Here is a 14,337-nt window from a genome sequence, read left to right as displayed (position 1 = left end):
GCGGTCCCTTGACGCGGTGGCCGCCCGTCGAAGGGCTCGGGGCGACCGGGCCGTGATCACCGCGGTCGCGCGGAGGAGGGCGCGCAGGGTCGGCGCGTGCGGCGGGCGCGGCCCGAGGGCCTGGGCGCGCCGCGCCTCGGCGCGCGGATCGAATCCGCCTAGCGGTGCGGCCGCGCGAGGTCGAACGGCTCGATCCCGTGGCCGTCCCAGATCCGCCGTGACGCCTCCTCGGGGTACGGGGCGGTGCTCGCGGCCGGACCGAGCAGCCGGGTGGGGCGCCGCCCGGGCTCGTAGGCCGGCCAGCCGGGATCGCCGCCGTACGCGAACGCCGCCCAGGCGCGGCGGAGGCCGTCCGCGAACGCGACGGTCCCCGCGGACGGCGCGCCCTCACCCAGCAGCCCCCGCCCGGCGGGGCTGCCGAACGTACCGAACAACAGCGCCACGTCGAGGCTGTGGCACGAGCCCAGGGCACCGCCCAGCGCGGGCGACTGCCCGCACAGTTCGGCGAGGTAGGCCGTGCCACCCGCGGTGGAGTGCGCCTCGGCCAGCCGGAGACTCGGCATCCGGAAGAGGGCGTCCGCGCACACCGTCTCGAACAGGGCACCGGCGGAGGCGCCCGGGAAGCTCTCCCGGTAGGCGTCCTCACCGCCCGGGCCGGGGGCGAAGGCCCGCAGCGTCGCGGTGGCCTCCTCCTCGGTGACGGCGCCGAGCCGTCCGGTCATGACCATGAACAGCCGGAACTCGTCCCGCGCGTGGCAGACCAGCAGCTCCACGTCCGCTGCCCGCCCGTCGCGCACGGCGCGCCAGGGCACGTCGGGCACGAGGTCGTCGTCGACCACCGGCGCGAAGAGTGCCGCGCCCCGTGCGGCCCGGCCCCAGCGGCCCACGTGCTCGTCCAGCTCCATGGTGAGCGCGCCCGCCGCGTCGGCCAGCCGCTGCGGTGCGACGGCCGATAGGCTCTCCACGGTGGGCTTCGCGTCGACCCGGCCGGCCAGGACGGCGGCGATGTCGGCGGCGAGCGCGGGGGTGAAGTACAGGCCCGGCACCGACTGGGCGATCGCCCGGCGGAAGAGGCCCCGGGCCGGCGGGGCGGCCAGCAGCGAGGCGATCGACCCCGCGCCGGCCGACTGGCCGCACACGGTGACCCGGTCCGGGTCGCCCCCGAACCCGGAGATGTTCTCCCGCACCCAGCGCAGGGCCGCGATCTGGTCCAGCAGGCCGCGGTTGGCCGGGGCGTCCTCGAGCGCGGCGAACCCCTCCGCGCCCACCCGGTAGTTGAGGGTGACGACGACGAGACCGGCCTGCCGGGCGAGGAGCGCCGCGTCGTACAGCGGGTCGGCGGCGGACCCGGCGGCGTAGGCACCGCCGTGGATCCACACCAGGACCGGCAGCCCCGCGGCACCCGGGTCGGGCGACCAGACGTTGACCGTCAGCCAGTTCTCTCCCGTGAGCGAGCCCACCGGAGCGGGCCCGGACTGCGGGACGGGCGGCCCGAAGGCCGTGGCGTCCCGCACCCCGGCCCAGGTCAGGGGCGGCCGGGGCGCGGCGAACCGCAGGGTGCCCACCGGGGGGCGGGCGAAGGGCACGCCGCGGAACACCGCGAGCCCCTCGCCCTCCCGAAGTCCCGCCACCGTGCCGGCGGTGGTACGGACCTGCACACCGGTGCCGGTCATGGGCCGCTCCTTCACGCTGTCCAGGGTGTCGCGCCGTCCGGGTCCGGCACGACAGCGAACACGATCGACGGCGCCCGGCACAACACGACCTACCGGAGGTGCGGCACTTCGGCGTGCGACACGCCGTGACCGCCGGTGCCGGCGACCCGGTCAGGCGGCGGCCGGCTCCGACTCCACCTGGCGGCGGAGCAGCTTCTTGTCCGGCTTGCCCGCGTCGGTGAGCGGCAGCATGCCGACGAAGAGGACGCGCTCGGGTTCGTACATCGGGCCCCGCGCCGCGCGGACCATGTCGCGCAACGCCTGCTGGTCGAGGTCGCCGCCGGGCTCCCGGACGACGGCGGCGTGCACCCGCTCCATCCGGTTCGCGTCCGGGACGCCGAAGACGGCGGTCTGGCGCACCTGCGGGTGGGAGTTGAGGAGGTCCTCCAGCTCCGTCGTGTACACGTGTCCGCCGACCACGACGATCATGTCCTTGAGCCGGTCGACGATGGTGAGGTAGCCCTCCTCGTCCAGATAGCCGACGTCACCCGTGTGCAGCCAGCCGTCGCGCAGCACCTCGGCGGTCAGTTCGGGCTGCTTCCAGTACCCCTGCATGATGCCCGAGGAGCGTACGCATATCTCGCCGTGCTCGCCGCGCGGCAGGTCGTCGCCGGCCTCGTCGCGGATGGCGATCTCGACGCCGTCCAGCGCCTTGCCGGCGGACCGCAGCAGCTCGGGGCGGTCGGGGTCGTGGTCCTCGGCGGAGAGCCGGCTGATGCCGCCGGCCTCGTTCTGCCCGTAGAACTGGTTGAGCACCGGGCCGAAGCGCCGCAGGGCGTCGGCGATCCGGGCGGGGGACGACTGGCAGCCGCCGTACCAGATGTGGGTGAGGCTGGAGGTGTCCGTGCCGACCGAGTCCGGGTGGTCCACCAGCTGGTACAGCAGGGGCGGCAGCATAAACGTGTGGGTGATGCGGTCGCGCTCGATCGTGGCCAGCACCATGGCGGCGTCGAAGTCCTCGAGGAGCCGCACGCTGCCGCCGGAGCGCAGTGCGTGGTCGGCCATCGTGCCGCCCGCGTGGGCGAGGGTGGTGCACAGCAGATAGCGGACCGGGCCCGCCCAGCCCGGAATGGCGTCGTCCTGCGCCGGCACCTGCCCGAAGGAGGTGCAGATCGCCTTGGGATGGCCGGTGGTGCCGCCGGTGTGGCGGATGGTGCAGATGTCCTCGGGGCGGGCCAGGCCGGGGAAGGGCTCGGCGGACTCCTCGGCGGCCAGGTCCAGCAGGCTCCTGCCGATGTCCGACGGGCCGAGGGTGAGCACGTGCGCGACGGGCGCCCGGCCGGTGATCTCGGCGGCCCGCGCGGCGTACGCGGTGTCGACGACGAGCACCTGGGTCTCGACATCGCGGACGATGGTGGTCTGCACCTCGGCCGACAGCTTGTTGTACAGGTGGTTGACCGGGCAGCCGATGAGATTGGCGGCGTAGCGCGCGGCGATGGTCTCCGGCAGGTTCCCGCTGAGCAGGGTGACGACCTGACCCCGTCGGACGCCCTGGGCGAGCAGCGCCCGCGCCATCCGGTAGACGAGGCCCCGGAGTTCGCCCGCGGAGAAGCGGCGGTCCTTGTGCAGCACGGCGGTTCGGCCGGGCTCGGCTCCCAGGACATCGAGATTCCGCTCCACATGTGTGCGGAATTGCCGCGTTGCGACGGTCATGCGTATTTCCTTTCAGGGGGCATCAGTTGACTAAGGCAACCAATTCTCATGATAGTCGTCCATGATCGCGGGCTCAAAGTGAGCGAGCGCCCCTTCTAGGAGTCCCCCGGCTGAAACGTCGAAATCAGGCCAACGACCCGGGAGTCATGGCGATATCGGCAGTGCGGCGGGTCCGGGTGCCCCTGTGCGCTATGTGGGTGGTTATGGGGGTGTGTCGAGTGTGATGGTCAGATGAGTCATGGGCGGATTGTTAGGTTTTTGCTACTGATCTGATAGTTCGTCCAATCGTGAGTGGGGTGGGGGAGTGGGTGGTGGTTGCGGTGGGTGGTGTGCGGGTGTCGGGGCATCGCGCGGTGAGCGGTGAGGGCGGATCGGATCCGGGCGGTGGTGTGCCCGGCCCGGCGGGCGAGGTCTCGATGCCCGGTTCCGACGGCGCGGGGCCGGCGGGGAGCGGGGGCGGCTACGACTACGAGCGGTACAGCCGGCTGGCGGGGCCGCTGGAGGAGCCCCCGGCCGGTGTGTACCGGGTGGGCTACCGGCGGTTGATGGGGCGTCGGGGGGCCGCCACCGCGGATGCCGGCGAGGTCCTGCGCGCGGAGGCCGGGGCTGTCTGGCGTGTGGGGTTGTTGGTGGGGTTGGCGCCGTTGGTTTCGGTGGGTTTGTTGGTGTGGTTGTTGTGGCCGGTGCATTGGGTGGTGCGGGGTGGGTGGTGGGGGTGTGTGGATGGGTTGATGTTGGTGTCGGTGGGGTTGGTTGAGGTGTTTCGGGTGGTGAATGTGGTGTCGGTGGCGCATGCGTCGTGGGTGGCGTGTGATCCGGTGCCGGTGGTGGCGCAGCCGGGGGGTCGGGTGGCTTTTTGTACGAGTTTTGTGCCGGGGAAGGAGCCGTTGGGGATGGTGGCGGCGACGTTGGAGGGGGCGGTGGGGGTGCGGTATGAGGGGGTGGTGGATGTGTGGTTGCTGGATGAGGGTGATGATCCGGGGGCGCGGGCGTTGTGTGCGCGGTTGGGGGTGCGGCATTTTTCGCGGAAGGGGGTGGCGCGGTGGAATCGGGTGTCGGGTCGTTTTCGGGCGCGGACGAAGCATGGTAATTACAATGCGTGGTTGGATGCGCATGGTGATGGTTATGATTTTTTGGCGTGTGTGGATACGGATCATGTGCCGTTGCCGTGTTTTTTGGAGCGGATGTTGGGGTATTTTCGGGATCCGGATGTGGGTTTTGTGGTGGGGCCGCAGGTGTATGGGAATTATGTGTCGCGGGTGACGAAGGGGGCGGAGAGTCAGCAGTTTTTGTTTCATGCGTTGGTGCAGCGGGCGGGGAATCGGTATGGGGCGCCGATGTTTGTGGGGACGTCTAATTGTGTGCGGGTGAGTGTGTTGCGGCAGATTGGTGGGTTTTTTGATTCGATTACGGAGGATATGGCGACGGGGTTGGAGGTGCATTGTCGGCGGAATCCGTTGACGGGTGGTCGGTGGCGTTCGGTGTATACGCCGGATGTGTTGGCGGTGGGGGAGGGGCCGTCGTCGTGGACGGATTTCTTTTCGCAGCAGTTGCGGTGGTCGCGGGGGACGTTTGAGACGTTGTTGTGTCAGTTTGGTCGGGTGGTGTGGTCGTTGTCGCCGGGGAGGTTGTGGAATTATTTGTTGTTGGTGGCGTTTTATCCGGTTGCGGGTTTGACGTGGGTGTTGGGTGGGGTGTCGTGTGTGTTGTTTTTGGGGTGTGGTGCGGCGGGGGTGAGTGTGCCGTCGGAGGTGTGGTTGATGTTGTATGGGGATGCGGCGGCGTTGCAGGTGGCGTTGTATGTGGTGAATCGTCGTCATAATGTGAGTCCGCATGAGCCGGTGGGTTCGTCGGGGGTGGCGGGGATGGTGATGTCGGCGGTGTCGGCGCCGTTGTATGCGCGGGCGTTGGGGCAGGCGTTGTTGCGTCGTCGGTCGGGTTTTGTGGTGACGCCGAAGGGGGATTCGGCGTCGCCGGATTGTGTGGGGACGTTTCGGACGCATTTGGGGTGGGCGGGTGTGTTCGGGTTGTGTTTGGTGGCGTCGGTGGTGTGGGGGCATGCGTATCCGGCGATGCGGGTGTGGGCGGTGCTGGCGTTGGTGACGGCGGTGGGGCCGGTGGGGATTTGGGGGGCGGGGTTGGTGCGGCGGCGGTGGGTAGCCGGTGGGTTGGTGGGGGATGGGGTGCCGTTTTTCGGGCAGCGGCGGCCGGGGTAGGAGGGCCGGGGTAGGGCGTCGGGGTGGGGGGTGCCGCTGCGCGGGGCTTTTCCCCAGCCCCGCCCCTTCCCGATACCGGGGCTCCGCCCCGGACCCCGGTCCTCAATCGCCGGACGGGCTGAAATCAGCCCGTCCGGCGTTTGAGGACATTCGGGAAGGGGCGGGTAGGGGAAAACACCCGCCCCCCTACTTCGTCCCCGCCGCCCCCGACGGCGTCGTGTTCGCGAGCCCGAGCGCGTAGTCGGCCCACCAGCGGCCGGCCGGTGGGGCGCCTCGGCAGGCGCCGTCGGACTCCCCCGGCCGCTTGATCCAGAGGAACGCGTCGATGAGCGGGTTCCCCGTGGACGTCGTGGGCGGTGTGCCCAGCGCCCGCCCCGGAGGGTTGCACCAGGGCTCTCCCTGGACCGGGTCCGGCCCCTTCCCGTCGTCGGCACCGCCCGGCGGGCCGTTCAGCCCCGCGGGGGCACCGATCGGCTCCGCCCCCGCCCCCGCCCCCGCCGGTTTCGCCGGGTCCGGGGAGCCCCCGCCGCTCATCAGCGGACCGTTCCCGTTCCGGCTGGTGTCGACGACGTAATGGGCGCCGCCCAGCAACGCGGACAGTTCGTCACCGTAGGCGCTGGTCACCGAGTTGGTGTGGAAGTTGGAGACGTTGAGCGCGAACCCGTCCGCCTGCGCGACGCCCGCCCTGTTCAGCGCTTCCGCGAGGCGCTTGCGGTCCGAGATCCAGCCGGGGTTGCCCGCGTCGAGGTAGACCGCGGTCCCCGGCTGTTCCTTGAAGATCCGTACGGCCTCGGCCAGCAGTGCCAGCCGCTGCTTGGCCGCCGCCTCGGGGACGCACCCGGAGGCCCACTGGGCGAGCGCGTCGGGTTCGAGGACGACCCACGCCTGACGCGAGCCGATGCCCTCGGCCGCGCGTGAGACCCATCGGCGGTAGTGCGCCGCGTCGGGGGCGCCACCGGAGGAGTACTGGCCGCAGTCGCGCTGCGGGATGTTGTAGGCGACGAGGACGGGGATGCGGCCCGCGCGCTCCGCGCGGCGGGTGATCTGCTCGGCCTGCGACTTGGGGTCGCGGTCGGTGAGCCACACCGCCGTCGACCGGTCGGAGATGCGCTGCAGCGAGGCCGCGTCCTCCTCCCGGCCCCGCTCCTGCCAGATCCGCTCCTGCCAGACGGCGGGTCCCGCGGGCTCCACCCAGAAGGGGGCCGTGGCGTCGTGGTCGTCGTCCGGCGAGGTGCGGGCCTCGGCGGGGCCCGGCAGGCACACCGCCCCGGCGCACACCAGCGGGACGGCCCCGCGCCGGAGCAGCGTACGGGTACGCCCCGTGGCGCTCCGTCGGATACCGGGTCTCTTCCTCACGTGAGCCCCCTGACTTTCCCTGGAGTTCGCTTCGGCTCGGGCCCTGTCCCTTTCAGGCTGTCAGGTGTCGGACCGTCAGAACCTGTTGTGCTACGCCGAACGGGAGGCGGTCCGTCGATGAGCGATGGATCGCGATCGCCGCGCGCGGAGGACGGCATCCGGCCATGCTTTGATGCGTGCCTGACAATTCGGCCGTCCCGTGGGACCCTCCCTCACGCACCCTCGTATCCGCACCGCTCGTCTGCCCGGACCGCGCCCGCCGCGGTCCGGCCCCCCACCGCCGCGCGACACCCGCGCGGCCCGGGCAGAAGGAGTACGCGTGAGACGTTCCCTCCGCACCGCCACCGGTGTCCTCCTGGCCGCCGGTGCCACCCTCGCCGCGGGGATCCAGCCGATCACAGCCGCCGCCGCCCCGGCCGCCCCGGCCGGCCGCGCCGCCGCGCACACCGCCGCGGCCTCGGCCGCCGAGCACCAGAAGGTCCGCGACTTCTGGACACCGGAACGGATGCGTTCGGCCACCCCGCTCGACCTCCTCCCGGGCACCGCGCCCGGCGCCCGCGGAACCCCGCGCGCTCAGGGGCCCCTGTCGACCGTCGGGCCCACCGCCCCGGCCGCCGCCCCGCGCGCGGACACCAGGGCGAACCCGCAGCCGGGCGGGGCCTGGACCGGCGGAGGCGCCGTCGTCAAGACCTCCGGCCGGGTGTTCTTCACGATGGGGAGCCGCACCGCCTCCTGCTCCGGCGACGCCGTCACCAGCCAGAACGGCAGCACCGTGATCACCGCCGGGCACTGCGTCAAGTACCAGGGCGCCTGGCACACCAACTGGACCTTCGTCCCCGCCTATCACGACGGACAGGCCCCCTACGGGACGTGGAGCGCGGCCAAGACCGCCTCCACGCCGCAGTGGGTGGCCAGTGAGGACATCAACTACGACGTGGGCACCGCCGTCGTCGCCCCGCTCGACGGCAAGCGGCTCGCGGACGTCGTCGGCGCCCAGGGCCTGCAGTTCAACGGCGCCTACAACCAGGAGATGTACGCCTTCGGCTTCCCGGCCGCCGCGCCGTACGACGGCAAGCAGCTCAGCTACTGCAGCGGGAAGACCGCCAAGGACTTCCTCTTCAGCAAGGACCACGGCCTGGCCTGCAACATGACGGGCGGTTCGAGCGGCGGCCCCTGGTTCGCCTCCTTCGACGAGGCCACCGGCTCCGGCCTCCAGGCATCGGTGAACAGCTTCGGCTACACCTTCCTGCCGAACCGGATGTTCGGCCCGTTCTTCGGCGACGAGGTCAAGAGCCTCTACGAGCAGTCGGCGGCGCAGAAGGTCTAGCCGCCCCGCACGAGACGACCGGCCGGACACCCGGGACGCCCCGGACCGGCCGGTCGGTCATGCCTGCCCAGGCGCTCCGGAGCCTTCCGAAGTCCCCCGGAGCGCTTCGCGGACCGGCCGGCGGGCCGACACGCTCTGGCGGCCCCGCACCCCTTCGGGCCAAGGTTGTCGGCGACCAGCGAACGCAAGGGCAACAGGAGGCTCCGAATGAACACCCCTCAGCCGGACAGCTCCCTCGTCACACAGCTCAGCGAGCAAGCCCTGGCCTACCTCCACTCCGCCGCGCTGCGCACGGCGGCCCGCACCGGGGTCGCCGACCACCTCACCGGCGGCCCGCGCACCCCCGAACAGCTCGCCGGCCCGCTCGGCGTCAGCGCCCCCCACCTGCGCCGCGTCCTGCGCCTCCTGGCCACCCGCGGCATCTTCCGCGAGGACGCCGACGGCGCCTTCCGGCTGACCCCCGCGGCCGAACTCCTGCGCTCCGACGCCCCCTCCTCCATGAGGCAGGGCGTCATCATGCTCACGGAGGAGTTCTTCTGGACCCCCGCCGGGCGCCTGGAGGACACCGTGCGCGCGGGGCGCACCACCTTCGAGGAGCTCTACGGAGCCCCCTACTTCGACCACCTCGCCCGTACCCCCGACGCCGCCGAGACCTTCCACACGGGCATGGCCAGCGTCTCCGAGGGAGACGACGCCGCGACCTGCGCCGCCTACGACTTCCCCGGGACCGGCACCGTCGTCGACGTCGGCGGCGGCCGCGGCGGCCTGCTGCGCCGCGTCCTCCTGGGCAACCCCGGCCTCACCGGCATCCTCTACGACCGCGCCGACGTCCTGCGCGACCACAGCCTCGACATACCCGAACTGGCCGGGCGCTGGAGCACCGAACCCGGCGACTTCTTCTCCTCCGTGCCGGCCGGCGCCGACATCTACCTGCTCAAGCGCATCCTCCACGACTGGACCGACGCGGAGTGCCTGGCCATCCTGCGCGGCTGCCGCGCCGCCATGAAGGAAGGGGGCACGCTCCTGGTCGTCGACACCGTCGTCGCTCCCGGCAACGAGCCCTCCTACGCCAAGGTCCTCGACCTCCTGATGATGGCCTCGCTCAACGGCCGGGAGCGTGGGGAGGAGGACTTCCGGAAGCTGTTCGCGGAGGCCGGGCTGGAACTGACCGGCATCCGTCCCACGGACTCCTCGCTCTCCGTCGTGGTGGCCGCGGCGGTCTGACGGGGCGCCGGGCCGCGACGCCGGATCCCATCGTCCGTACGACATATGGCGCTGTGCGGCGGGCGATTCGGGGGAGACCCGGCCGTGCGCGCATATCTGCTGGTATGGCCACGGGGGGAAAGGGGGAAGACACGAGGTCTGGGCCCGGATCGAGGCCGTGGCCTCTACAGTTCCCGGGGATGGGTTGTGGCACCGGCCGGAAGGATGTGCGCTGTGAGTGAGCCTGTTCGGGGTTGCGTGCTGCTGTTGGACGGCACACCCGACCGGTCCCGGGGGGCGGTGCCGAACCCCACGGCGCACGCGCTGGCGGGCGCGGACCCCCGCCGCTTCCTCGCGACCCCGTCCGTCGACGTCGTGCAGCTGCCCGGGATCTCCGGCCCGCAGAGCGTGCTCGCCTATCTCCAGCACGCCGCGGCCGGTCCGGGCCCCTTGCTGGTCTGGGTGACCGGACGGCTGATGGTGCCGTCGCGCCGCGCCAAGGAGCTGCACCTGGGGCTCTCGGGCAGCACCCCGGGCTCGGTCCGTTACACGGGCCTGCCCTGGGCGTGGCTCACGCGGACGCTGCGCGCCCACCCGGGACCCCTGGTGGTGCTGGCCGACATCGAGGCGGACACCGCCGCCTGGCCCGAGGTGGCCGCCGCCGCGAGCGGCGGGCAACTGGCCGACGGGGTGCCCCTGTTCGGCGTCGTCACGCCCGCCCCGGCCACGCCGTTCCGCGAAGCGGGCCCGTACACCTCCGCGTTCCTCGACGTCCTGCGCGCCGGCGACCCCGGCGGGGGGCCCGTGCTCGACGTGGCGGCGGTGCACCGGCAGGCGCTGGACCTGGCGGCGCCGGGGGAGCGGACCCTGACCCTCCAGTACGGCCCCGTGGGCCCCTTGCTGGCCAACCCGGCCGCCGCACCGGCCCCGGTGACCGCGCCCGCACCGATGCCGGTGTCCACGCCCGTACCCCTGGCCGTGCCGGCGCGGGAGCCCGCCCCGGCACCCGCGCGCGTGCCCGAGCAGCCCGTGCGGGACAGGGAACCCGCGCGGGACCCGGGCAGGGTGCGGGCCCCGGAGCCCGCACGCGACGCGGAGCCGGTGCACGGACCGGATTCCGTACGCGCCACCGAGCCGGTACGGGCCACCGGGTCCGTACGCGCTTCCGGGCCCCCGCGCACGGCGAACCCCGTACCCGCCGCCCCCGCGCCGGCGGCCGCGGTGCCGGCGCGGGACGATCTGCTGCCCGGCATCCTGGCCGCCGCCCGCGCCGGACGGCACAACGAGGCCGCGGCGATGGCCGCCGCCTGGGAGCAGCAGGCCCTCCGCACATACGGCCCGGACAGCCCCGAGGCCGGTCTGTGGACCGAGGTCCGCGCCGACCTCGCCCGGCTCGCCGGGGACCACGGCCGGGCCGCGGGGCTGTGGATGTCCGCCGCACGGGCCCGGCTGGCCCGCGGCGGCCCGGCGGACGGCGAGGCGCTCGCCGCGGTGAAGCGGGCGCACTACTGCTGGCAGCACAGCGGAGGGCAGGCGCCCGGCCTGGCCACCGACCTGCTCGCGCTCTGGGAGCAGGTCCCCGGGGGCCGGGACGCCGCCGAGGACGTCCGCACGCGCCTGCGGGCCCTGCGGGAGGCGCCGCCCGCCGCCGCCCGCTGACCGGGCGGACCGCTACGCCCCGGCGGGCTCCAGACCGTAGACGCGCCGCGCGTTGCCCGAGGCGATCAGGTCCGCCACGCGCCGGGCGTCCCCTGCGGTCCAGGCGCCGTCGTCCACCCAGCCCGACAGCAGGCGGCCGAGGGCCCGGCCGAAAAGGCGGGTCGCGGTGAGATAGAGCTCGGGCAGGCCGTAGGCGTCGGACGAGAACATCAGCTTCCCGAACGGCGCCAGTTCGAGGGTCTCGGCCAGGACGTCGAGGGCGCGGGCCCCGACGTGCGGGACGGCGAGGCCGATGTCGGTGTGGACATGGGCGTAGGCGTGGCTGAGATAGGCGGCGTTGCGGTGGTAGGGGTAAGTGTGCAGGAGGACCACCGGGCAGCCGGTGGGGCGCACGGCGCGCAGGAAGTCGGTGAGGAGCAGGGGGTCGCAGCGGTGCAGCCGTAGGTCGGGGTCGCCGAACCCGGTGTGGAACTGGAGCGGGCGGCCCGTGGCGACGGCGGTCCAGAGCAGGTGGCGCAGCAGGACCGGGTCGGTCAGCCGGCCGCCCGGCCGTCGGCCGGCGAGCCAGCGGTCCGCGGCCCGGCGGACCTCCTGGTCGGTGGGTGGTTCCGGCGCGAAGTCCAGTCCGTGGCGGTAGCCGATCACCGACTTGAAGGCGATGGCGGTGCCGGCCGCGTCATGGACCCCGGAGGCCAGCAGGGTGACGAGCTCCTGGGCGCTGCCGGCCGCGTCGGCGGCGGCCTCCGCGAGGGTCTCCAGCCGTACGATCTCGTGGGCGCGCGCACCGGAGACGGTGGCGAGCCGGGCCGGTGTGGTCAGCCCGCCGGACAGGCCCGTGTCGACGAGGAGATCCGTGATGCCGGTGGCGCGGAGCAGCCGCCGGGTCGTCTCGTCCGTGCCCAGCTCGGTGCGCCGGGCCAGGTAGTCGGCCGCCGGGCAGTGGGCGGGGAGCCCGAGCGCGGGCGGGCACCAGCGGCGCAGCGCGAACCCCAGCTGGGTGTCGAAGAAGGTGGTGCCGGGGGCCGCCGGAGCGTCGGACTCGGTGAGGTAGGAGGCGAACCGCGCCTCCGTCAGGGCATGGCGCGCGACGCCGTGGCAGTGGTGGTCCACCAGGCGGGCGGGGGCTTCGATCGTGTCCATCGGTGCCGTCCTTTCGCGTCTCCGGTCCTTCTCGCCTGCTCTCTCAGGTGCCCTCCTACCCCGGCGGCCCCCTCAGTAGCGGCCGCGGAGGGCGTCCGCGAGCGCCTGCGGGTCCTTGCCCTCGGTCAGCGCGTGCTCGCCCCGGCGGATGGCGAGGAGCGCCTCGAAGAGGGGAGTGCCGAGCGCGTCGCGCAGCAGGGCGGAGCGGGTGAAGTGGCCGAGCGCCTCGGGCAGGGAGGTGGGCAGGCGCGGAGCGGAGCCGGTGGTACCGGGATTCCCGGCGACCGGGGCCGGGAGCGCCAGACCGTCGTCGAGCCCGGCGAGGCCGGCGGCGATGACGCTCCCGATGACCAGATAGGGGTTGGCGGCCGGGTCGAAGCACTTGATCTCGGCGTTGGCCGCGTCGGGGTCGTGCGGCGGTCCCGGGATGAACCGCAGCGCCGCCTCGCGGTTCTCCACGCCCCAGCAGTGATGGGCGCCGGCCCACCGCGAGGGGGTGAGCCGCAGATAGCTCGCGGGCAGCGGCGCGCCCAGGGCCAGCAGGGCGGGCAGCTCCCGGAGGATCCCGGCGAGGAACGACTCGCACACGGTGGTCATGGCCTGGGGGCCCGCGCCGCCCCGGCACAGGTTCACGCCGTCCCGCCACAGACTCAGGTGCAGATGGGCGCCGTTGCCGACCGTTCCCGCCCGTGTGACGGGCGCGAAGGAAGCCCTCAGCGCGTGCCGGGCGGAGACGGCGCGGACGGTCTCGCGGACGAGGACGGTGTGATCGGCGGCGGTCACCGGATCGGTGGCGGCGGTGGAGACCTCGAACTGGCCCGGGGCGTACTCGGGGTGGAGCTGGAGCACCTCGATGTCCTGGGCGGCCAGCGCCTGGAGGATGTCGTCGAGGTAGTCGGAGAGCTCCACCAGACGCGTCATGCCGTAGGCGGGGCCGGGCCCCGCGTACGGCTCCTCTTCGCCCGCGGCCGTGCCCGTACGGGTGGTGACGGTCCATTCGGTCTCGATGCCCATGCGCAGGTGCAGGCCGTGGGCGGTCGCGCGGGCGGTCATGCGCCGGGCGAACTGGCGCTGGCACGCGGTGTAGGGGGTGCCGTCCTGTTCGTAGCGGTCCGTGGGGGCCCAGGCCCAGCCGGGCTGCGCCGCGAGCGGGGTGAGGAGGGAGAGGTCGGGGAAGATCCGCAGATCGCCGTCGGGGCCGCCGAGGTGGGGGCTGGTGACGGCGGAGTCGTCGGAGAGGAAGACGTCGAAGACGGGGGAGGCTCCGGCGCCCCAGCGCGCGGTGTGCGGGAGCCGGGCGGTGGGGATGGTCTTGACGCGGGTGATCCCGGAGTTGTCGACCCAGGTGAGGGCGATGCCGTGGATGTTCCGCGCGGTCAGGCGCGCCGCTTCCTGGCGGGCCGCCGAGGCGGCTCTCTCCCGCTCCCGGCGCTGTTCCTCCCCTCGGTCCCGGCCCTGCTCCTGGCTCTGGTTCCGTACCTGGTCCGGCTCGTGCACGGCTGCTCCTCGCTGCCCGCGTTCCCGGCCGGGCGGACGGTGCTGCTCGGCACCGTCCGCCCGGCGGTCGTCACTCCTGCTCTGTCACCCTTCCCGCATTCCCGCGTTCCTGATCACCTTCCTGATCAGGGAGCTGCGGCCGGCCGGGAACCCCGGGCATACCGGGGTGCGGGTGCGATCGGGGTGGTGGCGGGCGAGCCGGGTGCTGCCGGGTGTGGTCAGGTGTGTCCGGGGAGCGGGTGGGATCGACGGTGTACCGGGGTGGAGCAGCCCGGGCACCAGTAGCCGTCGCCGTGGACATAGGCCCAGCCGAGCTCCTTGATGTGGGGAGTGGCGGTGTGGGCGTGGTGGAGGAGGTACCCCCACAGATCGTCGTCGCGGGAGGGGCCGGGGTCGGGGATGACGAGGTCGAAGGTGGTCCGGGCGTCGCAGCCGCGGTGGTCGCAAGCCAGGTAGAACCGGACGGGCCCGGGGGTTTTCCCTGCGGTGGTCAAGCTCATGCGGTCAACTCTCGGGGCACTTCCCGGGCGGCAGGGGGGTGATCGGGAAAAGTCTCCCCCGCATCGGTGATGCC

10 protein-coding genes are annotated in these 14,337 nt (G+C 73.1%); 4 read left to right on the top strand and 6 right to left on the bottom strand.

The annotated features are described in order from the left end of the window. Positions 1-158 precede the first annotated feature (158 nt). Both AF335_RS19905 and AF335_RS19900 read right to left on the bottom strand, forming a co-directional pair. Positions 159-1,673, bottom strand: coding sequence for a carboxylesterase/lipase family protein (locus AF335_RS19905; protein WP_102919785.1), 1,515 nt, complete (start codon positions 1,671-1,673; stop codon positions 159-161). Between the two features lie 150 nt (positions 1,674-1,823). Beyond that, positions 1,824-3,365, bottom strand: coding sequence for an AMP-binding protein (locus AF335_RS19900; protein ID WP_102919784.1), 1,542 nt, complete (start codon positions 3,363-3,365; stop codon positions 1,824-1,826). A 416-nt stretch (positions 3,366-3,781) separates the two neighbouring features. On the opposite strand from AF335_RS19900, the gene AF335_RS19895 reads away from it, so the two are divergent. Beyond that, entirely contained in the window at positions 3,782-5,581 is a 1,800-nt protein-coding gene (locus AF335_RS19895; RefSeq protein ID WP_102920087.1) for a glycosyltransferase family 2 protein, read from the top strand. 186 nt (positions 5,582-5,767) lie between these two features. Here the strand turns inward: AF335_RS19895 and AF335_RS19885 are convergent, their stop codons facing one another. Beyond that, positions 5,768-6,937, bottom strand: coding sequence for a glycoside hydrolase family 6 protein (locus AF335_RS19885; protein WP_244927097.1), 1,170 nt, complete (start codon positions 6,935-6,937; stop codon positions 5,768-5,770). Positions 6,938-7,256: 319 nt separating this feature from the next. Here AF335_RS19885 and AF335_RS19880 point away from each other — a divergent pair, with 319 nt between their 5' ends. From AF335_RS19880 to AF335_RS19870, 3 genes are all read left to right on the top strand, one after another. Next, a complete protein-coding gene (locus tag AF335_RS19880) occupies positions 7,257-8,264 on the top strand; it encodes a trypsin-like serine peptidase (RefSeq protein WP_102919782.1) in 1,008 nt (335 codons plus the stop codon). Between the two features lie 207 nt (positions 8,265-8,471). Beyond that, entirely contained in the window at positions 8,472-9,488 is a 1,017-nt protein-coding gene (locus tag AF335_RS19875; RefSeq protein WP_102919781.1) for a methyltransferase, read from the top strand. A gap of 213 nt (positions 9,489-9,701) precedes the next feature. After that, positions 9,702-11,126, top strand: coding sequence for a hypothetical protein (locus AF335_RS19870; protein WP_146045576.1), 1,425 nt, complete (start codon positions 9,702-9,704; stop codon positions 11,124-11,126). A 12-nt stretch (positions 11,127-11,138) separates the two neighbouring features. Here the strand turns inward: AF335_RS19870 and AF335_RS19865 are convergent, their stop codons facing one another. The 3 genes from AF335_RS19865 to AF335_RS19855 all read right to left on the bottom strand — a co-directional run bounded on the left by AF335_RS19865 (position 11,139) and on the right by AF335_RS19855 (position 14,263). Further along, positions 11,139-12,266: an amidohydrolase family protein gene (locus AF335_RS19865; protein WP_102919779.1), complete on the bottom strand. Its 1,128-nt coding sequence runs from the start codon at positions 12,264-12,266 to the stop codon at positions 11,139-11,141. Between the two features lie 72 nt (positions 12,267-12,338). Beyond that, a complete protein-coding gene (locus tag AF335_RS19860) occupies positions 12,339-13,646 on the bottom strand; it encodes a type I glutamate--ammonia ligase (protein WP_221505864.1) in 1,308 nt (435 codons plus the stop codon). 335 nt (positions 13,647-13,981) lie between these two features. Further along, positions 13,982-14,263, bottom strand: coding sequence for a hypothetical protein (locus AF335_RS19855; protein WP_102919778.1), 282 nt, complete (start codon positions 14,261-14,263; stop codon positions 13,982-13,984). Between the last annotated feature and the right edge of the window lie 74 nt (positions 14,264-14,337).

It is taken from the genome of Streptomyces eurocidicus (genome assembly GCF_002891295.1).
GTDB lineage: Bacteria > Actinomycetota > Actinomycetes > Streptomycetales > Streptomycetaceae > Streptomyces > Streptomyces eurocidicus.
The sequence above is the reverse complement of the archived record's forward strand: the minus strand, read 5'-3'. Positions and strand labels throughout refer to the sequence as shown.